The organism is Arenibacter algicola, assembly GCF_000733925.1.
Lineage (GTDB): Bacteria > Bacteroidota > Bacteroidia > Flavobacteriales > Flavobacteriaceae > Arenibacter > Arenibacter algicola.
In genome coordinates this window covers 527,620-552,631 of sequence record NZ_JPOO01000001.1, presented here as the reverse complement: position 1 = coordinate 552,631, position 25,012 = coordinate 527,620, and the positions used below count along the sequence as shown (strand labels likewise).

The window sequence follows — 25,012 nt, the reverse complement described above, 5'->3', positions numbered from 1 at the left end:
AAGGTTTTTAAATTCCCTATATAGATTCGTTTAACAATAAATTAATACAATGTCGCAAAGCCGGGTTTCTATTGTCTTCCTTCCAACAAACGGATAGTACTGCCCTTTGCGGAATGTTCTTGAGTTCAATAAATTTCACCTTCATCTGAAAGCCATATTGCAAGGAAGTGGGTATGATAGCTATCCCCAAATTATTCTCCACCAGCTTAAAAATGGTCTGGGCATGCACGGATTTATGGGAAACCTTGGGAGTAAAACCCGAATCCTCACATATGCTCATAACCGTGTCAAAGTACAACGGACTATAATCCTGGGCGAACAAAATAAAATTCTCCGCCGCCAATTGCCCTACATCTGTAAATTCCCTGGTCAATAAAGGATATAATTCTGGCAAAACCACGGAAAAAGTGTCGGTATATACCGGTTGAATATTTAGGCCTTCAGGCACTCTGGCCGTTCGTACAAAGCCCATATCCAATTTATCCTTCAAGATGGCATTGACCTGGGCATTGTTGGACAATTCCTCCAAATTGGTCTGGATGCCAGGGAATTTATCCTTTAACTTGATCAGAAGGTTAGGTATCACTTCCTGCATGGCCGAACCCAAAAACCCTATTCGGACCTCCCCAAAATTGCCATCCCTAATATGTCTCAACTGCTTTTTGGTGACTTCCAAATGGTTTAAGATAAACTCTATTTCACTTTTGAGATATTCCCCGGCTGCAGTAAGGCTTACCTTTTTCTTTGTCCGGACAAAAAGCTTTACCTCCAGAATCTCTTCCATTTGTTTAATTTGTCGACTTAATCCTGGTTGGGAAATACAAAGCTTTTCCGCTGCCTTTCTATAGTGCAACTCTTCGGCCACTGCCAAAAAATAATTGAAATGTCTGAGTTCTATTTGATAACCCATAGTTATTAAGTGTGTACATTAATAGTATTGGTGATTATCAAACATAATCAATAAATTTATATTGATAAAAATAATCCCATGGCTACTTCAAAAAAAATCTTTTTTTTCGGGGAAGATCATCTTACTGCAGGCCTGGCTTTGAGCCTTGTAAGGGGAACGATCATAGGGCAAATCTCTGAACCAGCAAGAAAAAAAATTCGTGAAAGCCACCAAACCGTTTTACGTATTGTAGAGATGGGGCAACCTGTTTACGGAATCAATACCGGATTCGGTCCCTTGTGTACCACCAAAATTTCCAAAACTGAAACCAAAATATTACAAAACAATATACTTCAAAGTCATAGTGTGGGGGTTGGACCACCAATAGAAACGGAAATGGCCAAATTGATGCTCGTTTTAAAGGCACATTCCCTGGCCAAAGGTTTTTCTGGTATTGCAGAAGCCACCCTGGACCGAATAATATGGCATATAGATAACGATGCTATTCCAATAGTACCCTCCCAAGGTTCTGTGGGGGCGTCCGGTGACCTTGCCCCCCTATCCCATTTATTTTTACCTCTAGTTGGATTGGGAAAAGTAAGATACATAAGAAAAACGATCACCACAGCCCAACTCCACAGAATTTATGAGCTTGAGCCCTTGGAATTGGGTCCCAAAGAGGGACTGGCCCTAATAAACGGCACCCAATTTATTGCTGCCCATGCCGTAATGGTCATAGACAAAATGCACGCCTGCACTACTCATGCGGACATCATTGGGGCCATGATGATCGAAGGTTTACAGGGTAGCGTAAAACCCTTTTATAAAGAACTGCATGAGCTACGCCCCTTTAAAGGCAATAGTCACGTAGCTTCAAGAATCCGTTTCCTTTTGGAAGATTCAGAAATTATGCAGGACCACATAGATTGTGAACGGGTACAAGACCCCTATTCACTAAGATGTATTCCCCAAGTACATGGAGCCTCCAGAAACGCTTGGCTGCATTTAAAAGAATTATTGGAGATAGAATTGAACTCGGTTACGGACAACCCAATCATTATTAATGAGGAATTAACGATAAGTGGGGGCAATTTTCATGGACAACCATTGGCCATGGCACTGGACTATGTATGTTTGGCCGCTTCCGAGCTTGGAAATATCTCGGACCGCCGTATTTATTTGGCTCTGGAAGGCAACAGTCCCGGGGTGCCTAAATTGTTGATGAAGGATACCGGAATCAATTCCGGCTATATGATCTTACAATACACCACTGCCGCTTTGGCCAGTGAAAACAAAGGTTTGTGCTTCCCTGCCAGTGCCGATAGCATCCCTACATCCCTAGGGCAGGAAGACCATGTAAGTATGGGATCCATCAGCGGTAGAAAAGCCCTTCAAGTATTGGAAAATGTAGAAAAAATATTGGCCATTGAACTTCTGACCGCAGCACAGGCTTTTGAGTTTAGAAAACCCATGAAATCTGGCGTCTTACTGGATGAAGTACATAAAACTATTCGCAAAAAAGTAGCCTTTGCCGATAAGGACAGGGTTTTTTCCGATGATATTGAAAAAGGCATTGAAATGATCAAAGGCCGCACCATAATACATTCGGTACAAAAAACTATGAAGCGCAACAATCTTAAAATGGAAAGTCCATTTGAAGCCGAATTTGAAAAATATTAGGCAATTGCAAAATATTAAGTACCCCAAGCACAATTCAGACATTGAACAAACATGAAAAAATACACCCTTATAGGCCCCTTTAAGCAAATCTTGACGATGACAGGTCTACCGCTAAAAGGCCCACTATCTGACGAGCAATTACCGATATTGGAAAATGGGGGTATTATTATGGTGGATGACATAATTCACGCCATAGGATCTTATCCTGAAATTCAGACAAAAGCAAACCACCTAAATGCGCAAAATATACCTATCCAATCCAACATGGTATGCCTTCCCGGATTAATTGATGCCCATACCCATATTTGTTTTGGAGGAAGCAGGGCCAAAGACTATGCCCTACGCAATTCAGGTAAAACCTATCTCGAAATTGCCAAAGCTGGAGGTGGAATTTGGGATACGGTTACCGAGACTAGAAAGGCCACCACATCCTCCTTGATAGAGGGTGTAAAAAAAAGAGCGGACAGACATTTGGCCCATGGTGTGACCACCATAGAAGTAAAAAGCGGCTACGGACTTTCGGTTGAAGAGGAACTAAAAATGTTAAGCGCCATTGCGCAAGCCGATAAACAATGTCATCCCCACCTAATTCCCACATGTTTGGCGGCACATATGGTCCCCAAAGATTGTCAGGGAAGTCCAGCCGATTATCTTTTGGAAATAAGCACTTTACTATTTCCAATTTTAAAAAAAGAAAAGTTAGCCAATAGAATTGATGCCTTCGTGGAGGAAGGGGCCTTTTCTCCCGTTTCAATCGCAGCATATTTTGACAATGCGAAGGCCATGGGATTCGATATCACTGTACATGCCGACCAATTTTCAACCGGAGGTAGTGATGTTGCTGTTAAATATAAGGCAGTAAGTGCCGATCACTTGGAAGCAAGTACAGAAAAAGAAATTCAGCTACTCGCCAAAAGCAATACTGTAGCAACTGCCTTGCCCGGTGCCTCTATGGGATTGGGATGTAGCTATACCCCGGCGCGCCGATTATTGGATGCAGGAGCAGCCTTGGCCATAGCCAGCGATTGGAATCCCGGTTCCGCCCCAATGGGTAATTTATTGGTTCAGGCAGCCGTACTCGGAACATTTGAGAAACTCACAAATACCGAGGTGTTGGCTGGGATTACATTTAGGGCTGCGGCAGCTTTAAACTTAGAGGATCGCGGTACATTGAAAACCGGATTATTGGCAGATCTTATTGCATTCCCAACCAACGATTACAAAGAAATACTTTATCAACAAGGTATGATGCTGCCTTCCCTTGTATGCATAAAGGGAAAATTGGTAGTCGGTAATAACTAAAAAAGACCCGAACGATGACGGAAGAAAATTTTAAAGCTCAAATACTCCAAGGCATTCCAAAGGAAATGCCCAATAAAAAAGACTATCCCAATAATGCAAATAGAGCCCCAAAACGCAAGGATATACTATCCTTAGATGAGAAAAAATTGGCCATACGCAATGCCTTGCGCTATTTTCCATCCGATTGGCACCAAATCCTTGGAAGAGAATTTGCCCAAGAATTAAATACTTTGGGCAGAATCTATATGTATCGCTTTAAGCCGGATTACCCTCTATATGCAAGACCAATTGATCATTATCCCGCAAAAAGTAAACAGGCGGCCAGTATAATGCTGATGATACAAAACAATTTAGACCCCCAGGTAGCACAACATCCAGAAGAACTAATAACCTATGGGGGCAATGGTGCCGTATTTCAGAATTGGGCACAGTATCTTTTGACCATGCAGTACCTGGCGAATATGACCAACGAACAAACCCTGCACATATATTCAGGGCATCCCATGGGGCTATTTCCCTCTTCAAAAGAGGCTCCAAGAGTGGTGGTCACCAATGGGATGATGATTCCCAACTATTCCAAACAGGATGATTGGGAGAAGTATAATGCCCTAGGTGTTACCCAATACGGACAAATGACGGCAGGATCCTATATGTATATTGGGCCACAAGGCATAGTTCATGGCACCACGATTACTGTTTTGAACGCCTTTAGAAAAGTCCTACAAAAAGAGGAATCCGCTAAAGGAAAAATATTTCTCACTTCCGGCTTAGGGGGTATGAGTGGAGCCCAGCCCAAGGCGGGAAATATTGCCGGCTGTATTACCATATGTGCAGAGGTAAACAAGGCTGCTGCTCAGAAAAGACATCAACAAGGCTGGGTAGATGAGCTTTTGGAAGATTTGGAACAATTGGTAGAGCGGGCCAGAATGGCAATACAACAAAAGGAAGTTGTCTCCTTGGCCTATATTGGAAATATAGTGGATGTATGGGAAAAGTTCTACCAGGAAAATATATTCATCCATTTGGGTTCCGACCAGACCTCCCTTCACAACCCATGGTCAGGGGGCTATTATCCTGTAGGCCTTTCTTTTGAAGAATCCAATCAGCTTATGAGGACCAATCCAGAAGCTTTTAAACAAAAAGTACAGGCTTCGTTAAGAAGACAGGTAACCGCTATTAACAAACATACGGCCAAAGGCACCTATTTTTTTGATTATGGCAATGCCTTTTTATTGGAGGCATCCAGAGCAGGAGCCCAAATAATGGCTGAAAATGGTCTGGAATTTAGATATCCATCTTACGTTCAGGATATTTTAGGCCCAATGTGTTTTGATTATGGATTTGGACCCTTTAGATGGGTATGCACCTCGGGAGACCCAATGGATTTGCAAAAAACGGATGATATTGCACTCCAAACTTTAGAAGAAATTAAGATTAACGCACCCTCTGAGATCCAACAGCAAATAGAGGACAATATAAAGTGGATCAGGGAAGCTTTATCCAACAAAATGGTAGTAGGCTCACAGGCCCGCATCCTATATGCGGATGCTGAAGGAAGGGCCAAAATTGCTATGGCCTTCAACAATGCCATTAAATCCGGAGAAATCAGTGCACCCATTGTTTTGGGACGGGATCACCATGACGTGGGCGGTACAGACTCGCCCTTTAGGGAAACGAGCAATATTTATGATGGCAGCAAGTATACTGCAGACATGGCCATCCACAATGTAATTGGAGATAGCTTTAGGGGCGCCACTTGGGTATCCATTCACAACGGTGGAGGTATAGGTTGGGGAGAAGTCATCAACGGTGGTTTCGGTTTAGTGTTGGATGGTTCAGACGATGCCGCTGAACGTCTAAAAAACATGTTGTTTTATGATGTAAATAATGGAATATCTAGAAGAAGTTGGGCCAGAAACAAAGAAGCCTTGTTTGCAATAAAACGGGAAATGGCCCGAACACCGGAATTAAAGGTTACCTTGCCAAATATAGTTGAGGATGAATTACTGGATATTTTGTTTCCATAAAAATATATTTCAATTCTTTTTCGATAGCCACATATGCCTCACAAGCCTTAGTCGTAATCAAAATCCTACCGGCCACTACGTTTAGGGCAAAATAAATATCGAAAATTTTAAATATTACTTGGAATCATCTATTTTTATTCACTAAACAGTTCCTCAACCAAATAAATAGACATTGCTTTAAGGATTGTTCCCCCTTTTGTTGGAATAAACATACTATAAATTAGTTTTTTAAATAATGATTCCCTGTCCAATCTGTAACCACCCCAAAACCAAATTAAAATACCAGCTTAAATTTAATGTGCATCAATGTACTAATTGCGGTTTTCAATTTTGTCCCGATGCCACTTTCAACAAAAGTTTGGTTTCTGATTTAAATGAAGAAACCCGTGAAAAAGCACTTATCAATTTAAGGAAAGAGAATTTCCAACATATCATAGCCTCCATTAAGAAAAACAAGGAAATTAAATCCAAGGGGCTCGAGGTAGGTCCGGGATATGGTTGGTTTTTGGAGGTCTGCAGGGACCATGGGATTAGTTGCTTGGGCATTGAACCGGAAACCCGCTTCAATGAACACTACCAAAAGGAAGGCTTGCAAGTAAAGAATGGTTTTTTTCCACAAGATCTACAAGAAGAATCACATTTTGATTTTATTGCCTATAATGATGTTTTGGAACACCTGCCCGATCTTAAGGGAATTATGGAAGCCAATTACGGTTTACTTAATCCGGAAGGACTATTGATCGTTAATTTACCTCAACAAAGTGGTTTAATATATTTCATTTCCAAAATGGCTTATCTATTCGGGGTAAAATCCTTAATGGATAGAATGTGGCAATTTAATTTTCACAGCCCACATTTGAGTTACTTTACCAAACCAACCTTGATTAAATTGGCCCTGGACAACAATTTTGAAGCAGTTGAATCATTTCCTTTAAAAACCATTAATTTATCTGAAATATCAGATAGGATAGAACAGGATAACCAACAAGGAACTCTGGCGAAAATAGCAACTAAAATTGGAGTGTTTCTTTTGTTTCCATTTTTACAAATTTTCCCGGACACCCGTTGTTTTATATTTAGAAAAAGGTAATTGAGCATAAAAAATGTAGTTTCTTCAAAACAACATTTAAAATCAAATATCGTTAAAATGTTAATTTAGTTTGTTAATTATTACGAATGGGCAGTTTAGATTCATTTGATTCCTAGCTGTTAAAACGCCAAGAAGTATAAAATCACCAAACTCGATGATTGCAATATTACTGAAAATTAAAAACTCGATAAACAAGTTTACCGGATTTACTGGCGATAACAACAACTCCTTTAGAAATCCGATATTTATACTACTTTGCATCTTTCTATTATTGACGCTCCTTGCGGCTTACTCCAATCATTTTCAAAATGGCTTTCATTTTGACGATAGCCATACCATAGAAGAGAACAAGGCCATTACCGAAGTAAACGCAACGGCATTTTTTAAGGATGTAACAACATTTAGTACACTCCCCAGCAATAGGTCCTACCGGCCCTACACCACTCTTGAAAATGCCATTGACTACAAACTTGGAGGTGGACTGGACCCACTTGCATTTCATATCCACATTTTTGTATTCTTTATTTTAACCTGTGCCGCACTTTGCCTTTTTGTTAAAAAACTACTGGATAGGTTGGAATTCTCCCAATACAACCAGTTTTGGGGCCTCCTGATAGCTGCCGCTTTCGGTTTATTATGTGCCAATGCAGAAACGGTCAACTATATTATTCAGCGATCGGAAATTGTAGCCGGCTTCTATGTGCTATTGGGGTTTGTTGCATTTTTGAGTGGCGGGAAATGGAGGAAATGGCATCTTTATCTTATTTTCCCATTTATAGGTTTCTTTTCCAAAGAAATGGCTTTGGTGTTTTCACCGCTGCTGTTCCTATATTTTTTAATTTTTGAAGAGGACGTAGATCTATTGCGGTTCTACCGGGCAACGGAATTTAAAAAATGTATCCGCTCCTTTGTTAAAGTGTTCCCGTCATTTATTCTTACCGTGGCCTTTTTGGTATTCTATTTCTCCATGCTTCCGGATACCTTTGCACCCGGAGGTGTTGATCGTTATAATTATTTGATTACCCAGCCCCTGGTCATGTGCCACTATATACTAACCTATTTTATTCCCTATAACCTATCTGCAGATACGGATTGGGTAGCTTTTGAATCTATTATGGATTACAGGGCCATTTTGGGCATTGTTGGAATAGGGGCATTGATTTTCTTAGCGTTAAAAACATCGAAAAAGAGGGAAACTAAATTATTTTCCTTTGGCCTACTCTGGTTCTTTATCTCTCTACTACCCTCTTCCTCCGTACTTCCCTTTGCAGAGGTGCTTAATGACCACCGAAGCTTTATCCCATATATGGGACTCACTATAGCTTTTGTTTTTGGTTCCAAATATTTTCTCGAAACATATTTTCCCAAAATATTCACCTCAAAAAAAGGTATGTCCATAATATCCCTGTTCATAATCTTTTTCCTGTTCGCCAATGCCTATGGCGTGCACCAGCGAAACAAAGTATGGAAAGATGAAATTAGTCTCTGGAAGGATGTAACCATAAAAAGTCCAAAAAATGGTCGCGGACATATGAATTATGGCCTAGCTCTAATGGCCCAAGGCGATTATAGCAATGCCGAAATATCGTTTAACAATGCCTTGGAATATGTTCCATATTACTCCAGTATTTACACTAATATGGGTATCCTGAAAAATGCCATAGGGGATAAGGAAAGTGCAGATAAATATTTCCAAAAATCCTTATCCCTTAATGATGCAAACCATAAAACCAAATACTTCTATGGTCGATATTTATTTCAAAACAATAAATTTGATGAGGCTATAGACCAATTTAAACACGTAAACCAAAGTGTTCCCAATTATCTTGACACAAACGACTATATCTTCAAATCCTATCATAAACTTAAGGATTGGGACAATATGAAAAGCTTTAGCAATGAAGTTTTGGCCAACTGGCCAAAAGATGACACTTCAAAAAAATATTTGGATATTGCCTTGAACAAAAAATCAGTATTGACAGTTTTGGAAGAAGAGGTCTCCGATTCTCCCAGCCCAGAAAAATACCTAAATTTGAGTTTGCAATATTTTAATGAAGGTAACTACGAAGATTGTATCCGAGTAGCAGGGAAAGCAGTGGAATTAAATCCGGAATACGCCGATGCCTACAACAATATAGGTATAGGCCATTTTTATCTCTTGAACTATGACCAGGCCATTGAAGCCTACCAAAAAGCACTTGAATTGAACCCGTCCTATCAATTGGCGAAAAACAATTTGGCAAATGCCGAGGACAAAAAGAAAGATTTGGCCAACGCTACTTCAAGTTTATCGGATAAGGAAGCATCTGCTTATTATATAAATCTTAGTCTTGAATTTTACAAAAAGGAAAAATATCAAAGCTGTATAGCCGCAGCAAGGAAGTCGAACGCAATTATACCCAATGCCATTGCTTATAACAACATTTGTTCTTCCTTCAACCAACTCAAAAAATATCAGAAGGCAATAGCCGCATGTAATGAAGCGTTAAAACTAGACGCTGGTTCCAAGTTGGCCAAAGGCAATCTAAATTACGCCGAACAACAGGCCAGGAACTTTTAGAATAGAAATCAAAGCTAATACAAAAAAGAATCGCAACTAACCCGGCAACCATGGAAACGCAGAAATATAGTGCTATTAAAATCGCTGTTGTAATCCCATTTTACAATGCCTCCAATGAAATATTGCTCGTCGTTTCCAAATTACCGGATTATATTCATAGTGTTATTATTGTGGACGACCAAAGTCCCACTCCCCTCCCAAAAGCGGATATTGAAAAACTAGCACCTTCCAAAGCAGCGGTTTACTTTTTAGAAAATACAATAAATTTAGGGGTAGGTGGCGCCACCAAAAGAGGATTTGAAGAAGCAATTGGAATTGGGGCAGAAATAATAATCAAGGTAGATGCCGATGACCAGATGGATCTTACTTACCTTCCCGACTTACTGGATCCACTAATTGCAAACAAGTGCGATGTTGCGAAAGGCAACAGATTTAGGGACCTAAAGGCTTTAAGAGCCATGCCCCTTATACGCAGAATTGGCAATCTAGGCTTATCATTCCTTATAAAAGCGGCTACAGGTTATTGGCACAATTTTGATCCCACCAATGGATTTTTGGCCCTTAAAGCCGATGTTGTTAAAAAGTTGAATTTTAATAATCTGGCCAACCGCTATTATTTTGAAACCTCCCTTTTGTCGCAACTGTACTTTGAAAAGGCGGCTATTAAGGATATTGCCATGCCCGCCATATACGGCGAAGAAAAATCGAGCATGAAAATATGGCAAATGCCTTTTGTCTTTGGGACCAGGCTAACCAACACCTTTATAAAGCGTATTGTTAAGGAGTATTTTTTATACGATTTCAATATTGGCTCAGTATACCTATTATTTGGATTTCCACTGTTTATGTTCGGAATCATTTTTGGTATTATAGAATGGATTTACTACGCCTCCATAAACACCTTTGCCCCAACAGGTACCATTATGATTGTTACCCTATCTATCATATTGGGCTTTCAGCTTATCCTTCAGGCCATCCAATACGACATAATAAATGCCCCAAAAGCGCAATAAAAGACCCTAAACTTCTTTGCAAAAAATATTGAGGTACAGCTGCTAATGTCCAAGGGAAAAACACTAATATTGATATAGGGATTTTCTAGGATAGCGAAGAAGTTTTTGAACTATTTTGTTCAAATTTCAGAGCATCCATGAATTGGCCAACTAAGCCATCAACCTATAAAATTCAGTAAAAATGCACACCTATTCCAAAACAGACCCTATACTGTGGACAGGACGCAAGTCTGGCCAACAGCTTTATCTTCACGAAAAGGTGATTTGCGTTGATCTTAATTCCGAGCAAGTCCCCATTACTAATGGGCGGTCCTGGGCAATACTGGGATATGCTTGCGACGAGGGCGTTAAAAGGAATGAAGGCAGAATAGGTGCAGCCTTAGGACCCGATGCCATCCGCAAGCAACTCGCCAAACTCCCAAACCACCTTAGGGAAAACACCTTAGTTTTGGACACAGGAACTGTGGATTGCCAGGACGGCGATTTAAAAAAAACACAGACCGTTTTGTCGCGTACCGTCACCCAACTGCTTCAGCAACACGCTTTCCCCATCCTTTTGGGAGGAGGACATGACATTGCTTATGGCCATTATAACGGAATAAAAAGATATCTAGCCACGGAAGGCATTAATAAATCCGTTGGCATCATTAATTTTGACGCCCATTTTGATTTACGAAGTAACCAAACCAATAACAATTCTGGCACACCCTTTTATCAAATTGCACAAGAGTGTAAACTGGACCAATCAAAATTCCGCTATATGTGTTTGGGAATCCGTGAGGATGCCAATAACAGTAGCCTTTATGGCACCGCAAAGGACCTAGGTGTTTCCTATGTTGACAAAACCAATTTCAACCTCCTGCATTTTAATACCATAAAAGATAAAATAGCTCAATTTGCCAAGGAGGTGGATTATATCTACACTACTATTGATCTGGATGGATTTTCCTCGGCCTACGCGCCTGGTGTAAGTGCTGCCTCTCCAATGGGTTTCTCCCCGGAAATTGTCCTGGAATGCTTAAAGATTATAATTGCATCAAAAAAAATGATAAGCTTCGATATCGCCGAAATGAATCCGACTTATGATATTGACCATCAAACGGCAAAATTGGCCGCTTCCCTTATTCATTTTGTGATTCACCAAAGCCAATAATATTGAACCACTTATAACCCATTTCTAATCCCATCAAGGGAAAAAAACCCTATTCCAACCAAGATTTGTAATACTTGCCATCATCAATATCCATGGCGGCCTTTGTAAGCTGCAAGGGCCTAAATGTATCTATCATCACAGCCAACTCTTCAGTTTTGGATTTTCCAATACTAGCCTCATAAGTACCCGGATGAGGGCCATGAGGGATTCCAGCAGGATGTAAGGAAATATATCCCTTGTCTATATTCTTTCTGCTCATAAAGTCGCCATCAACATAATACAACACCTCGTCTGAATCTATATTGGAATGATTGTAAGGGGCAGGTATGGATTGGGGATGATAGTCATATAAACGAGGCACAAAGGAGCAGACCACAAAGGCTGAAGTCTCAAAAGTCTGATGCACTGGAGGTGGTTGGTGAACCCGCCCGGTAATGGGTTCAAAATTATGTATGGAAAAGCCATAGGGATAATTGTAACCATCCCATCCTACCACATCAAATGGGTGGGAAGCATACACCAAATGGTGCAATTGACCTTGTTTTTTAACTTTGATCACAAAATCGCCCAACTCATCATAGGTCTGTAGGTTCTGCGGCAATTTAAAATCGCGCTCGCAAAACGGGGAATGCTCCAAATGCTGTCCAAACCAATTTCTATATCTTTTTGGGGTATAAATGGGATGATATGATTCCGCAATCAGCAATCTGTTCTCCTCGGTATCAAAAGTAATCTGGTAGATCATTCCACGCGGAATAACAAGATAATCCCCGTATTCAAATCTAATTTCTCCCAACATCGTTTTTAACACCCCCGTACCTTTGTGGACGAACAACAATTCATCCGCATCGGCATTTTTATAAAAATAATCTGTCAGGGAATTTTTGGGTGCCGCAAGCGAGATATGAACATCGGAATTGAACAACATTACACTTCTACTTTCCAAATAATCGTTCATTGGCTTCACTTCGAAACCTTTTAGCAATCTGGACTTGATATTATGTGACACCAGGGCTTTGGGGGAAACATCGAAGGACTTCCCCACTTCCTTTACCATCGTTGGTCTATGCAGGTGGTACATTAGAGACGACATACCATCAAAACCGATGGTTCCAAACAATTGCTCGTAATGCAGGCTTCCGTCCTGTTTCTTAAAAATAGTATGTCTTTTGGGGGGAATTTTACCTAATTTATGATACACGGGCATAGCTATATCCTTATTAATGATTCCTTTTTAAAAATACGATAAAATAAGGATTATCCACAAGAATCCACTTTAATTAAGGAGCTGTTAAGCAATATGAAGAGTGCTTATCAATATTAGTGGCTTAGACAACGGATCAAAACTCATTGTGTTTATGTAATTTATTACCAGTAGTACATAGTATTACTTAGTATATATTATCAACTTAGATCCATCTACAATTTCTTTGCATATCTAAATCTTGCCAACTAATGGAATTCAGTATTTTCATTGAGTTAAAGGAAGATTTCATTAATTCCTTTGAAAAATCATAAAAACAGCTTTTTATTATAGCAACCGACGAAGGAGGTCCATAAATTGGATCTTCTTTCATTTTCTTTGCTTGTCCAAAGAAAACGAAACAAAAGAAAAGACACCTTCTCCGAGGAATTTTTTAGACCATGTCTAAAAACCGGTTTCAAAACTCCGCGCTTTTTTCAAAAACAAAAAAGCTGGATCTCGGAGCTTTTGAACCCTATTCTGCGGATCAGGAAAACAATCGATAAGCTTCTCGTTTTGGTTTTCGGCCTATTTTTATTTTCGTAGCAAATCAAGGGGTTTTCACATCGGGAAGTAGTTCTGTGTAAAAAGGTGGCCTTGGCTACAGCTGGCTCCTCTAAACCAAGGCACACTGTACCTTAGTTTATCGGCCCTGGTCGTTTTTGGGCGATGCAAAAAATGAACAAAACATCAAATGTCAAACGGATTGTTCCAGCTTTTCATTTAGTGCACACACAATTTTCGGGAATGATCCTAGAGAATACAGTTGTCCTTGTTAATGAACAGGCAAGACAATACAAACAAAAAAAGCCTCCCAAAATGGAAAGCCTTTCATCGGTGCTTGTCGGTCCAAATTTACATCCGGAAAAATCGACGAAAACAACCTTGCCTCAATTTGCATTGAGACACAACACAACTGGGCAAAGATAGTAAAGGTTTTTAGATTTTCATTGTTTGGACAAGCTTATTTGGACAATCCTTTTATGTCCCATTTTAAATATATCAAAGTACAAAGTTAATTCCTGATTCTTCCAATTTTTTATACTTCCCGTAATCGAACCTGTACAAAAATGCGCCTTTTTTAGATGTGGATTTATCCTTCTCGTCCAATTTTATAAGCAAATCGAAGGACAATAATTTCTTTCTGAAATTGCGATCATCCAATTTGGTCTGGTGAAGGGCCTCGTATAATGATTGAAGCTGTGGAATAGTAAATTTTTCGGGAAGAAGCTCAAACCCAATAGGCTTGTGCGTAGTTTTCTGCCTTAGTCGGTCCAAGGCATCGGCAATCATAACATTATGATCCAGTACCAATTGTGGAATATCTTCTAAGGCAAACCATTTGGCGCCATGTAATTCTACCTGTTCCCTATCATAATCATTGATTCTGATCAGTGCATATTGGGCAATGGAAATACATCTTGCACCGGAATCCCTCTCCACATCGCTATAAACCCTTAGTTCCTCTAAAAAAATATTCTCAAGGCCTGTAAACTGTAAAAGAACCCGGCGGGCAGCATCTGGGACACTCTCCTCTTCATTTACAAAACTGCCGATCAGGGACCACTCCCCTTTAAGAGGATCTATTCTCCTTCTAAAGACCAAGAGCTTCAAAATCCCCTCATCAAAACCAAAAACAATACAATCTGTTGCCACAAGTATTTTGGGCTGCGCAATATAAGGGCTATTATTCTCCAAGGCCGTCATTTAAACTATAATGCACTAAAATATCAAAAATATATATCAAATCATCAAAAGCCCAAATTTTATAACCCTAAACCCATTTATAAGCAATAAAAATTTGTAGCAATGGCCAAATCCAACTTTCTATTTTCGTCCAATTACCTACAATTTCCCCCAACACATTTAGCAGTCATTTAACACTAAACCTCCTTCATTTTGAATAACTTGTAATAAAAAAAGATGAAAAATACAGCCATGTTCTGGGTAGCCGCAACGACTTTGGTCCTAATTTCCTTGACCATAATGGCGGCTATGAACTTTCCTTTTAATTGGGTTTTTTACGTTACCGTTTTAGGGCAAATAATGCTCGTATATATGGTTTTCAGAGTGCTTACGGACAACTACACTACAGACAAGACCTTCAAGGATTTCTATGAGGATTGTCCTTTAAGGGGTGAAATTAACTAGAGGCCGATATTTCCTTGCCTTTTTTGCTATTTGGAGGAGTTCCCATACCCAATTCCGGGATTACCAATAAGGGGATTTGAGTGTGAAATGCCAATCGTTTAATTACTGGTTCCCGTGTCATTTTTTCCATATAGCTGTGCTGATAATTGAGCATGGCCAATAGGTGAATGTCCAATTCGTTTGCAAAGACCTCCAAGGTCTGGGAAACCGAATTCAATTCTGAAACGGTATGTACATAATGCTCTACCTCACCTATGTACTTCCTTAACATATTAAGGTTGAATTGCTGGACTTCAGTAAGCGATTTAATTTCGTATTGCACATGTACTATCCTAATGGCCGCCTTAAAGGATTTTGCCATTTCCAACAGGGGCTTCAATTCGGAAGTCGTGTAAAACCTATTAAAATCTGTTGCAAAAGCTATTTCGGAAGGAGTTTTAAATTTAAAATGTTGAGGAATGGCCAGTACCGGGCAGTTCTTTATGGACTTTATTATTCTAACGGTATTGCTCCCCATAAACACCTCCTCCAATCCTGATGCACCTTTTGTTCCCGTAATCACCAAACCAATTTGATGTGTCTCTATAATGTTCTTTATTTCATCTACCAAGAGACTAAAGGAAGAAATGGTAATAAACTTATGTTTCGGATTATGGTACTTTTCCTGGATCTTTGACAAGAGCTGGTCCAAGCCTTTTTCGGAATTATGCTTCACCACATCCTCACAAGCTTTGCCGCCCGCACCTGTTGCCATAAACCTGCTATGGGCAATGGTAGGAGTATATGTATTTAAAATATAAAACTCGCACTCTTCATACTTATAAAGGGAAATTGCATATTTGGTTGCATTCCAAGCATTGGGAGAAAAATCTGTAGGTAATAATATCTTTTTCAAACTATTTTATATTTATAAGAACCCCGCTCAGAGGTTAAAACCATGGGGTAAAATTATGGGAAGTCAGAAACCTGAACTATGACATTTATCAGCTTTTAGGGTTGATATTTTAGAACGCAAAAACTTCGGCAGTAGCCGATTCTGGAAGGTTGTTATTACCCTTATCCGCAAAAATGAAGAAATAGAAGTTATAACTATAGGTGGGAATTATTGAACAGAGCACTGCAGGCTACAATAGAAAAAAGAAGAAACGGAAACTCTGGGATCAGGATCCCTTTGCAACTTCATTAAGGCCATTTCTGTCCGCTATGGCCACTTTTTTTCCAGAAGCTTTTATCAACCCCAATTTTTTGAAATCTGAAATAATCCTAATGGCAGATTCCGTAGCCGTACCTACTACATTGGCAATATCTTCCCGGGATAGCGTTAAGGCCAAATAGCCGTTCTTATCCTTTCCAAAATTTTTCTCCAAATAAATAAATGCCTCGGCTATCCTCTGCTTCACAGTCTTTTGCGACATATTCACAATTACGTCATCGGCCTCCTTTAAATCATGTGCTATATGCCTCAAAACTTCCACAGCAAAATTGGGATTGCTATTAAGGCTATCCATTATGGCATCTTTGGGAACAAAACATACCTCCATATCGTTTACTGCAATTGCACTTAGGTTGGCCACTTCTTCTGTAATTACGGAACGCTGTCCCAAGACAGCACCTTGAGTTGCCAGTTTTACTATTTGATCCTTGCCGTTTGGACTTAATTTGGATAACTTGGAGACACCTTCCCTTACACAAAAAACACCATTGAGTTTGTCTCCTTCGCCAAAAATGGTTTCCCCTTTTTTTACTAATTTGGTAATCTTGGTATCTGAAACCCTTTTCAACTCCTCCTTGCTCATTGCCCGCAAGGAATTGAATTGACGAATAATACAATTTTCACATCTGCCCATAACTAAAAAATTGCCTGATATGGCAAATTTAAAGGTTATTAACTGAGGAAAAACTGACAATTATCATGTTTATAAATAGCAATGATGAGCATCTTTGCACTCAGGTATTAAGCAAATAATCTATGGATAAGGCAACGTGCTATCATTGTGGTGACGATTGCGGGAACAATCCCATAAATCATAACGACAAAAATTTTTGTTGTGTTGGATGTAAAACCGTTTATGAGATTTTCTCCAGCAACGACCTGTCCTACTATTATGACCTGCAGTCTGCCGCAGGTGCCTCCCCTGTGGAAGTGGAGGGCAAATATGACTTTCTTGAATCCCAAAGCATTGTAGAAAAACTGATCGAGTTTAATGATAACGGCACCCAAATAATAAATCTATACATTCCCCATATTCATTGCAGTTCCTGTATTTGGATATTGGAAAACCTGAACAAACTAAACAAGGGCATAAGCAGTTCCCAAGTAGATTTTCCTAAAAAGACCGTGAGGGTCACTTTTAACTCCAACAAGATTTCTCTTAAAGAGTTGGTAGTGCTAATGGCCAGGATTGGTTATGAACCTTATATATCCTTGGACGATTATGACAAGACCAAAAAAGGAACAGACCGCAGTTTATCCTATAAATTGGGTATTGCCGGTTTTGCCTTCGGAAATGTCATGTTTCTTTCCTTCCCCGAATATTTTGAGGTAGGGGAATTTTGGCTGGAACAATTTAAAGGGGTTTTTAGATGGCTTATGTTTGGCTTTTCCCTACCCGTGGTTTTTTACGCGGCCCAAGATTATTTTATTTCGGCGTACAAGGGATTAAGATCTAGGTTCTTAAATATAGACATCCCAATTGCCCTGGGTATTTTGGTTTTATTCCTTCGGAGCACCGTAGAAATCATTTTCGATTGGGGATCTGGCTTTTTCGACAGCCTTACAGGCTTGGTTTTCTTTTTATTGTTGGGTAAATTCTTTCAGCAAAAAACATATTCCTATTTGTCTTTTGAACGGGATTATAAATCCTACTTCCCTATTGCCGTCACCAGAATAACAAGTAAAAACACCGAGGAGAACACTCAAGTATACGATATTAAAGCTGGGGATAGGCTCCTAATAAGAAATGGGGAACTAATTCCTGTGGATGCTATACTGATCAACGGAAATGCCAAGATAGACTATAGTTTTGTAACGGGCGAATCGGAACCGGTGGACAAGAAATCGGGAGACAAAGTTTATGCCGGCGGAAGACAGATCAGTAGTGCCATAGAAATTGAAGCCATAAAATCTGTTTCCCAAAGCTATCTTACACAACTTTGGAGCAATGCAGTCTTCCAACAGGACAAATCGGGAAGCTTTCAAACCTTAACGGATAGTATTGGCAAAAGGTTTACCGTTGCCGTCCTGACCATCGCTTTCGTCTCTGCCATAATATGGTTAATAATAGACCCTAGTAAAACTATCAATGTCTTTACAGCTGTACTCATAATTGCCTGTCCTTGTGCAATTGCCCTGGCAGCCCCTTTTACTCTAGGCAATATGTTACGAATTTTTGGACGCCACGGATTTTACCTACGTGACACCCAGACCATAGAACAATTGGCTCAGATAGACACCGCTATATTCGATAAGACAGGTACGATTACCACGGCCGAAAAGGGAAACGTGTACTATGAAGGTCTCGAATTGACCAGCGAAGAGGAGTCTTTGTTAAAAAACACCTTGCGTTCCTCCAATCACCCATTGAGCAGAAAACTCTATGATATGTTGGCGGAGCAAAATATTGTACCACTAGAGGAATACGAGGAATATTTGGGCCAAGGAATCAAAGGTTCAACGGTTACTGACAGTGTTAAAATTGGCTCTGCCGCCTTTGTTGGCAATTCCGAAATAAACAATAGGGACAGTACCTCGGTCCACCTAAGCTCCAACGAACAATACAAGGGTTGTTTTATTTTTCAGAACCAATACCGGGAGGGGGTCGGAGAAACCTTCGAAACAATGTCGCGAGACATGGAATTGGCAATCCTGTCAGGGGATAACTCCGGGGAAAGAGCCAACCTTACCAAGTTGTTGCCGGTGGGAACACCGCTGTATTTTAATCAAAAACCGGACAAGAAGCTCCGATTTATAAAGTCGCTCCAAGATCAAAACAAAAAGGTAATGATGGTAGGGGACGGACTAAATGATGCCGGAGCTCTGGCACAAAGTAATGTGGGTATAGCCATTTCAGAAAACGTAAACGTTTTTTCCCCTGCCTGTGACGGCATTCTGGATGCCAAAAATTTCAAATCGCTATACCAGTATATTCTGGCCTCAAGAAAAGCCATTAAAATTATAAAACTAAGTTTCATACTTTCCTTAATGTATAACGTAGTGGGATTGTATTTCGCGGTAACAGGACAATTGCAGCCAGTTATTGCGGCCATCCTAATGCCCTTAAGTTCTATCAGTATTGTTATATTCACTACTGTAGCTACAAACCTTCTGGGCAGAAAACTAGCGCAGAAATAATCATCCCAAGAATAACTTTTGGAGATAGGAATAAAGCACTAATTAAAAAGGCAACTGTTTTGCAACGGTTGCCTTTTATTCATGTAATAACTAATTTAAGTTAAGGAAGGACCTTTCCCTATTTCTGTTGCTCCAAATACGCTACCAAGGAAGCCATTTCCTCATAACTCAGGGCATTCACCAGACCGGAGGGCATCATTGATGTCTCCAACTCCTTTCTTTCGGCGATATCGGATTTTTTTAATTGGGTAGCTATACCTGCTATATTTCTTATGGTCAGGTCAGTGGCCGATTCCTGGGTAACAAAACCAACATAATTATCCCCTCCCTTGGTCTGTATCTGTACAGTTGAAAATCCTTGGGAAATGGAGGCATTGGGTTTCAAGATAGACTCAGCGATCTGCTCCCTGTTCATAATGGAACCTATTTGCCCCATAAACGGACCTTTCATTACTTCACTGGAGGATACACTGTGACAGGTAAAACAAGCTTGGGTCTTAAAAATTTCCTTTCCTTTTTCAGGATCCCCCTTTATACTTTTTAAGGCGATCATAATATCCTCAATGGAAGCCTCCCCGATCTGTCCTTTTTTGTTCTTAATCTTTTCTAGGTCAACTGTTGGCATATCCTCCTTGGGTGCCGTAATTTCCACGGTACCAAAATCATCGATTGCCAATCGGAACTTACTGTTCAATTCTGCGTACAATTCCTTTTCATCTTCCGAAGATTTTTCCCATCCCCCCCTTAAAAATGAACGAATCACAGGGGTGTAATCCCATTCTACCGTTTTATAGTAAGGGCCATGCGTATCCGGACGTGTACTCCACCACCATGAGGTATCATAGGGTGCTTCTTGGTGATATATACGCGCCAAGGTATGGATTATTTTATCCTTAAAAACGTCATCTTCGGTATTTTCATAAGCCTTTATCATTCCATCAACCACCTTTGGGCTATGCATATATCGCATTGCCCAAAGGGCCATATCCCTCTGATCGGTACCCAAGGCACTTACGCAAGCGTCCACAGCATCCAATTTAACCAATGCCTTGACCGCTAAATGTGGAACAACTATATCGGCATTTGGTCTGGCATGGAGCCCTTCAGCACCCATTTCTGGAGCTGTAAATGAATTTGGAACCGGAATCTCCAATAAGTCATTGGCCACTTCCTTCTTGCCCAATCTGCCCAAACCTATAATTGCAGCTGCCTTTACACGGTCTGAGTCGGACTTTAGTGCATTTACAAATGGTTCTGTAGGTACTTTTTCCAATGTTCCCAAACGGTCAGACAAGGCCCTTAAGGCAAATTCTTGAACTTGTGGATCTTCAGTTAGTGAAACAAGGCGATCAATTCCACCTTCCCCGGCCAATTGGGCAAAAGTGAATATAGCAGTAGCGCGTACCTCCAATGGCAAAGAGCTATCCTGCGCCATTTGCCAAACTTTATCGGCCCCTTTCCCTCTTTTTATCAATTCATACTGGGCACTTAAACGGGTCTTGGCATTACCTGCCTTTAGGAGATCCACTAAACTACCGGTCCAGTATAAATCCTGTGGGTCGGGGAATGGCTCATAAATAAAGTTTTTTGGTAAAACCCTAACCACATATCCTTTATCAGGGCTTCCCGAATAGCCTGCACCATCCCAAGCGGAAAGATACATGGCACCGGCTGCATCCACGTCCACATCGGTTATCTGTGGCAACTGTATAAACTCTTCCTCATCCTGTATAAAACTGGCCTTATTTTCAGTAAGCCTGTGAAAATAAAGGTAGCTTCTACCCCAATCGGCCATCATGGGAACATTATTGTATTTTTCAGGCCAACGGTTGTCGTTCATATAAAGTGACCCTGTTCCAGAGCCCCCTCCAACATCTACCAAGGCAGGAAGGATCTCTTCCGTAAAATGCTTGAACAGCACAGGATATCCATATTCGCCTGATTGTATCTGATGAATAAATCTGATGTTCCAGCCCCCACCATCATTGGTATTTCCCCTAGTGTAAATATTCATAAAAGGGTCAATGGCCACGTCGTAAATATTCCGCAACCCATGGGTATACACTTCCATTTCGGTTCCGTCCGGACGTACACGCAATACCCCACCGCCCAACATGGTCAATTGTTTTCCATCGCTATCTGTGGCATTGTGGAAGCCAAAGTCGCCCACGGCTATGTATATCCACCCGTCTATACCCATCTGAATGCCATTGGTTGCATGATCGGTACCTCTCTCCGCCAGGTATTTGGAATTGCTCAAATTCTTTATTAAAACCTTGGCAGGTCCGTCGGCTACTCCATCCTTGTCCTTATCTTCAAATACCACCAAGTCCATATTAAAGGCCTTTCCCGTTTCGGGTGAAAAAGTAGTATGCAACACAAACACCTCATTCCCAATGGCCAAAATTCCCCTTGGGTTATCCACTTGGGCAAATTCGGTATAGGAATCCATTATTCCATCGTGATTACAATCTACCAAACGTTTTATAAAACCTTTGTTCATCTCCTTCCCTAGGGAACCCATCATATCTACCCCAACAAAGACCTCCCCAGTTGCAGCAACGGCCATACAGGCGGGACTTGGCGTTAAGTCAGGACCTGAAAATCCAGTTATATCCAAATCTTCGGGCCAATTCAGGACCTGGGCCAAAGAATCACTGGAAGGATAATTTATTGCCTCGGTACTAGGGGTACATGTGACCTCCCCTTGCTTACAACTAAAAAATACAATACTTGAAAATAAAATTAATCCTGCCTTTTTAAACATATTCAATTCCATTAAAATTTAAAATTACACCCTAGGGTAGAAAAACCAGTTAAGGTTTACCGGATTTTCAACAAAGTAGCGGCAAAACTAAAAATCTTTCCCATAAATCCATGATTAAATTGAATTATTAAGGGTTGGAACACATTATTTTAGATGAATTCCCATTATTAGTGGACTACACAATCTTAATTGAAACCTTTATTTTTTTATGGTTACGAATGAGCATTTCAGATTAATAATTAGGATATCTGAAAGGAGGGCACTTTAAAAATGTTCTCAGGGAGAAGAACTTGCAATATTTTATCAAAAGCTGATAAATGTCATATTATTCCACAGCCCCCATGTTTAGTTTTACGCCCTGATTCAGGTAGGTATGAGTGTTATTTATTTATTGTTGACTTTGAGTATTGTTGTAGCCGTCATTTTTTTTGCGGCTTTTATTATTGCTACCAAGAGTGGTCAATATGATGATTCCTATACCCCATCCGTTCGTATGCTCTTTGAAGATGAACTTGTAAAAAGTGCTCCCGAGAAGACCGAAGAAATATCTAACCAAAAAAGTGAAAGTCAAAAATTGTAATTATGGAAGTACAACAGTTTTATTACGATAACAAAATCGTAAAAAAATTCCTTTATGCAACTATGTTTTGGGGAATTGTGGGAATGTCGGTAGGTTTATTGCTTGCCTTCATGTTTCTTTTTCCAAATTTAACCGATGGAATATCCTGGTTGAGTTTTGGTCGGCTAAGACCTTTGCACACCAACGCGGTTATTTTCGCCTTTGTAGGTAATGCCATTTTTGCCGGGGTCTATTATTCTACCCAGCGCTTGTTAAAGGCGAGAATGTTCAGTGATGGATTAAGTAATTTCAATTTCTGGGGATGGCAGGCCATTATTGTGGCAGCGGCAATTACCTTACCCCTGGGGTACACCTCATCCAAAGAATATGCAGAATTGGAATGGCCCATAGATTTGGCCATTGCCGTAGTCTGGGTAGCCTTTGGATGGAACCTGATCGGAACCATGTTCAAAAGAAGACAGCGTCATTTGTATGTAGCCATATGGTTCTACCTGGCCACATTTGTAACCGTGGCGGTACTCCATATCTTTAATAGCCTGGCTCTACCTGTTAGCGCTTTTAAAAGTTACTCGGTATACGCCGGGGTACAGGATGCACTGGTACAGTGGTGGTACGGGCACAACGCCGTTGCCTTCTTCCTTACCACACCTTTCTTGGGATTAATGTACTACTTTGTGCCAAAGGCAGCCAATAGGCCTGTATATTCCTATAGATTATCTATTGTACACTTTTGGTCATTGATATTTATCTATATCTGGGCCGGACCCCACCATCTCTTATATTCAACTTTACCCGAATGGGCCCAAAACTTAGGGGTGGCATTCTCCATTATGCTGATTGCTCCATCTTGGGGAGGTATGATCAACGGACTTCTAACTTTGCGTGGAGCTTGGGACAAGGTAAGGACCGACCCTGTTTTGAAATTTATGGTAGTCGCAATTACCGGTTACGGTATGGCCACTTTTGAAGGTCCGATGCTTTCACTAAAAAATGTAAACGCCATAGCGCATTTTAGCGATTGGATTATTGCACACGTACACGTAGGAGCCTTGGCATGGAACGGATTCCTGACTTTTGGTATGATCTATTGGTTGGTTCCAAAAATGTTCAAGACCAGATTACACTCCCTTCCCATGGCCAACTTCCATTTCTGGATCGGCACCTTAGGAATCATACTTTACGCACTTCCCATGTATGTTGCCGGTTTTACCCAGGCCTTAATGTGGAAAGAATTCAACCCAGATGGAACCCTGGCCTATGGTAACTTTTTGGAGACCGTAAATGAAATTATTCCAATGTACTGGATGAGGGCCATTGGTGGTACCATGTATATCGTCGGGGCAATTGTCATGATCTATAACGTAGTTGTTACCATTAAGCAGGGCACAAAAGTAGAGGATGAATTGGCAGAGGCGGCAGCATTGACTACCGTTTCCAAGAAAAGAACCGCTGGAGAAACTTTCCATACTTGGTTGGAGCGCAAGCCTATTCAATTGACCATCTTGGCTACCATTGCCATCTTAATTGGAGGGATAATCCAAATTGTTCCCACTATTTTGGTAAAGTCGAACATTCCAACTATAACCAGTGTCAAACCATATACCCCTCTGGAATTGGAAGGTAGGGATTTATATATAAGGGAAGGCTGTGTTGGTTGTCACTCCCAAATGGTAAGGCCATTCCGAAGTGAGGTGGAACGCTATGGCGAGTACTCCAAAGCAGGAGAGTATGTGTACGACCACCCTTTCCTTTGGGGAAGTAAACGTACCGGACCCGATCTTTTAAGGGTAGGCGGCAAATATTCGGACAACTGGCACTTGAACCATATGTACGACCCACAAAGTACCTCTTCCGGATCTATTATGCCTTCCTATTCATGGCTGGTACGCAATAGGCACGACAGAAGTAACATTCAGTCAAAAATGGAAACCATGGTTACCCTGGGAGTACCTTATTCCGATGATGAGATAGCCAATGCCGAACAATCTATGGACGAGCAGGCCACCAAAATAGAAAAAAATCTATACTCCGATCCTGATTTTGCCAAGGGATATGAGGAAGACAAGAAATATGCTGCTGAAAACGGGGAAGAATTCATAGAAATGAAGGACAGGGAAATTGTAGCTATGATAGCCTATCTGCAACGACTGGGAACAGATATAAAAATTAAGGAAACGGACGAAATAATTTCACAAAACAAATAAGT

At 40.6% G+C, this 25,012-nt stretch carries 18 protein-coding genes; 12 read left to right on the top strand and 6 right to left on the bottom strand.

Going from position 1 to position 25,012, the window contains the following annotated elements:
* Window positions 1-16: 16 nt before the first annotated feature.
* Window positions 17-910: a LysR family transcriptional regulator gene (locus U735_RS0102260; protein WP_031442275.1), complete on the bottom strand. Its 894-nt coding sequence runs from the start codon at window positions 908-910 to the stop codon at window positions 17-19.
* Window positions 911-988: 78 nt separating this feature from the next.
* Between U735_RS0102260 and hutH the strand changes: the two genes are divergently transcribed.
* From hutH to hutG, 7 genes are all read left to right on the top strand, one after another.
* Window positions 989-2,569: a histidine ammonia-lyase gene (gene hutH / locus U735_RS0102255; protein WP_031442274.1), complete on the top strand. Its 1,581-nt coding sequence runs from the start codon at window positions 989-991 to the stop codon at window positions 2,567-2,569.
* 51 nt (window positions 2,570-2,620) lie between these two features.
* Window positions 2,621-3,871 (top strand): imidazolonepropionase, encoded by a 1,251-nt coding sequence (gene hutI / locus U735_RS0102250; protein ID WP_031442273.1) that lies wholly within the window; start codon window positions 2,621-2,623, stop codon window positions 3,869-3,871.
* A 14-nt stretch (window positions 3,872-3,885) separates the two neighbouring features.
* Complete coding sequence (locus U735_RS0102245; RefSeq protein ID WP_031442272.1) at window positions 3,886-5,898, top strand: urocanate hydratase; 2,013 nt, start codon at window positions 3,886-3,888, stop codon at window positions 5,896-5,898.
* A 235-nt stretch (window positions 5,899-6,133) separates the two neighbouring features.
* On the top strand, window positions 6,134-6,988 hold the full coding sequence (locus tag U735_RS0102240; RefSeq protein WP_031442271.1) for a methyltransferase domain-containing protein: 855 nt from the start codon (window positions 6,134-6,136) through the stop codon (window positions 6,986-6,988).
* A gap of 154 nt (window positions 6,989-7,142) precedes the next feature.
* Window positions 7,143-9,548, top strand: a complete 2,406-nt coding sequence (locus U735_RS0102235) for a tetratricopeptide repeat protein (protein ID WP_031442270.1) — start codon at window positions 7,143-7,145, stop codon at window positions 9,546-9,548.
* Between the two features lie 50 nt (window positions 9,549-9,598).
* Complete coding sequence (locus tag U735_RS0102230; protein ID WP_031442269.1) at window positions 9,599-10,561, top strand: glycosyltransferase family 2 protein; 963 nt, start codon at window positions 9,599-9,601, stop codon at window positions 10,559-10,561.
* A 181-nt stretch (window positions 10,562-10,742) separates the two neighbouring features.
* Window positions 10,743-11,714, top strand: a complete 972-nt coding sequence (gene hutG / locus U735_RS0102225) for a formimidoylglutamase (RefSeq protein ID WP_031442268.1) — start codon at window positions 10,743-10,745, stop codon at window positions 11,712-11,714.
* 49 nt (window positions 11,715-11,763) lie between these two features.
* Here the strand turns inward: hutG and U735_RS0102220 are convergent, their stop codons facing one another.
* Complete coding sequence (locus U735_RS0102220) at window positions 11,764-12,921, bottom strand: homogentisate 1,2-dioxygenase (RefSeq protein ID WP_031442267.1); 1,158 nt, start codon at window positions 12,919-12,921, stop codon at window positions 11,764-11,766.
* 714 nt (window positions 12,922-13,635) lie between these two features.
* Between U735_RS0102220 and U735_RS0102210 the strand changes: the two genes are divergently transcribed.
* Window positions 13,636-13,887, top strand: a complete 252-nt coding sequence (locus U735_RS0102210) for a hypothetical protein (RefSeq protein ID WP_146032829.1) — start codon at window positions 13,636-13,638, stop codon at window positions 13,885-13,887.
* Between the two features lie 72 nt (window positions 13,888-13,959).
* On the opposite strand, the gene U735_RS0102205 is transcribed toward U735_RS0102210, so the two are convergent.
* Window positions 13,960-14,664: an NUDIX hydrolase gene (locus U735_RS0102205; RefSeq protein WP_031442265.1), complete on the bottom strand. Its 705-nt coding sequence runs from the start codon at window positions 14,662-14,664 to the stop codon at window positions 13,960-13,962.
* 216 nt (window positions 14,665-14,880) lie between these two features.
* On the opposite strand from U735_RS0102205, the gene U735_RS0102200 reads away from it, so the two are divergent.
* The gene (locus U735_RS0102200) at window positions 14,881-15,108 is read left to right on the top strand and encodes a hypothetical protein (protein ID WP_031442264.1); all 228 of its coding nucleotides are present in this window, start codon (window positions 14,881-14,883) and stop codon (window positions 15,106-15,108) included.
* Here U735_RS0102200 and U735_RS0102195 read toward each other — a convergent pair.
* Together U735_RS0102195 and U735_RS0102190 are read right to left on the bottom strand one after the other, a co-directional pair.
* Window positions 15,101-16,003, bottom strand: a complete 903-nt coding sequence (locus U735_RS0102195; protein ID WP_031442263.1) for a universal stress protein — start codon at window positions 16,001-16,003, stop codon at window positions 15,101-15,103. The two genes, U735_RS0102200 and U735_RS0102195, sit on opposite strands and share 8 nt — an antisense overlap.
* 265 nt (window positions 16,004-16,268) lie before the next feature.
* Complete coding sequence (locus tag U735_RS0102190; protein WP_083260617.1) at window positions 16,269-16,904, bottom strand: Crp/Fnr family transcriptional regulator; 636 nt, start codon at window positions 16,902-16,904, stop codon at window positions 16,269-16,271.
* A 173-nt stretch (window positions 16,905-17,077) separates the two neighbouring features.
* On the opposite strand from U735_RS0102190, the gene U735_RS0102185 reads away from it, so the two are divergent.
* On the top strand, window positions 17,078-19,459 hold the full coding sequence (locus tag U735_RS0102185) for a heavy metal translocating P-type ATPase (protein WP_031442261.1): 2,382 nt from the start codon (window positions 17,078-17,080) through the stop codon (window positions 19,457-19,459).
* A gap of 118 nt (window positions 19,460-19,577) precedes the next feature.
* Here the strand turns inward: U735_RS0102185 and U735_RS0102180 are convergent, their stop codons facing one another.
* Window positions 19,578-22,238, bottom strand: coding sequence for a DUF7133 domain-containing protein (locus U735_RS0102180; RefSeq protein ID WP_198036611.1), 2,661 nt, complete (start codon window positions 22,236-22,238; stop codon window positions 19,578-19,580).
* A gap of 361 nt (window positions 22,239-22,599) precedes the next feature.
* Here U735_RS0102180 and ccoS point away from each other — a divergent pair, with 361 nt between their 5' ends.
* Window positions 22,600-22,806: a cbb3-type cytochrome oxidase assembly protein CcoS gene (gene ccoS / locus U735_RS0102175; protein ID WP_031442259.1), complete on the top strand. Its 207-nt coding sequence runs from the start codon at window positions 22,600-22,602 to the stop codon at window positions 22,804-22,806.
* A 2-nt stretch (window positions 22,807-22,808) separates the two neighbouring features.
* Window positions 22,809-25,010: a cytochrome-c oxidase, cbb3-type subunit I gene (ccoN, locus tag U735_RS0102170; RefSeq protein ID WP_031442258.1), complete on the top strand. Its 2,202-nt coding sequence runs from the start codon at window positions 22,809-22,811 to the stop codon at window positions 25,008-25,010.
* Window positions 25,011-25,012 lie beyond the last annotated feature (2 nt).

What these genes read in the sequence shown, in the direction of transcription:
- U735_RS0102190 (WP_083260617.1), bottom strand. Translation starts at nt 16,904, where the DNA reads ATGAGCAAGGAGGAGTTGAAAAGGGTTTCAGATACCAAGATTACCAAA.
- U735_RS0102180 (WP_198036611.1), bottom strand. Translation starts at nt 22,238, where the DNA reads ATGGAATTGAATATGTTTAAAAAGGCAGGATTAATTTTATTTTCAAGT.
- U735_RS0102245 (WP_031442272.1), top strand. Translation starts at nt 3,886, where the DNA reads ATGACGGAAGAAAATTTTAAAGCTCAAATACTCCAAGGCATTCCAAAG.
- U735_RS0102205 (WP_031442265.1), bottom strand. Translation starts at nt 14,664, where the DNA reads ATGACGGCCTTGGAGAATAATAGCCCTTATATTGCGCAGCCCAAAATA.
- U735_RS0102210 (WP_146032829.1), top strand. Translation starts at nt 13,636, where the DNA reads ATGAACAAAACATCAAATGTCAAACGGATTGTTCCAGCTTTTCATTTA.
- hutI (WP_031442273.1), top strand. Translation starts at nt 2,621, where the DNA reads ATGAAAAAATACACCCTTATAGGCCCCTTTAAGCAAATCTTGACGATG.
- U735_RS0102230 (WP_031442269.1), top strand. Translation starts at nt 9,599, where the DNA reads ATGGAAACGCAGAAATATAGTGCTATTAAAATCGCTGTTGTAATCCCA.
- U735_RS0102240 (WP_031442271.1), top strand. Translation starts at nt 6,134, where the DNA reads ATGATTCCCTGTCCAATCTGTAACCACCCCAAAACCAAATTAAAATAC.
- U735_RS0102185 (WP_031442261.1), top strand. Translation starts at nt 17,078, where the DNA reads ATGGATAAGGCAACGTGCTATCATTGTGGTGACGATTGCGGGAACAAT.
- U735_RS0102200 (WP_031442264.1), top strand. Translation starts at nt 14,881, where the DNA reads ATGAAAAATACAGCCATGTTCTGGGTAGCCGCAACGACTTTGGTCCTA.
- hutG (WP_031442268.1), top strand. Translation starts at nt 10,743, where the DNA reads ATGCACACCTATTCCAAAACAGACCCTATACTGTGGACAGGACGCAAG.
- U735_RS0102220 (WP_031442267.1), bottom strand. Translation starts at nt 12,921, where the DNA reads ATGCCCGTGTATCATAAATTAGGTAAAATTCCCCCCAAAAGACATACT.
- hutH (WP_031442274.1), top strand. Translation starts at nt 989, where the DNA reads ATGGCTACTTCAAAAAAAATCTTTTTTTTCGGGGAAGATCATCTTACT.
- ccoS (WP_031442259.1), top strand. Translation starts at nt 22,600, where the DNA reads ATGAGTGTTATTTATTTATTGTTGACTTTGAGTATTGTTGTAGCCGTC.
- ccoN (WP_031442258.1), top strand. Translation starts at nt 22,809, where the DNA reads ATGGAAGTACAACAGTTTTATTACGATAACAAAATCGTAAAAAAATTC.
- U735_RS0102235 (WP_031442270.1), top strand. Translation starts at nt 7,143, where the DNA reads ATGATTGCAATATTACTGAAAATTAAAAACTCGATAAACAAGTTTACC.
- U735_RS0102260 (WP_031442275.1), bottom strand. Translation starts at nt 910, where the DNA reads ATGGGTTATCAAATAGAACTCAGACATTTCAATTATTTTTTGGCAGTG.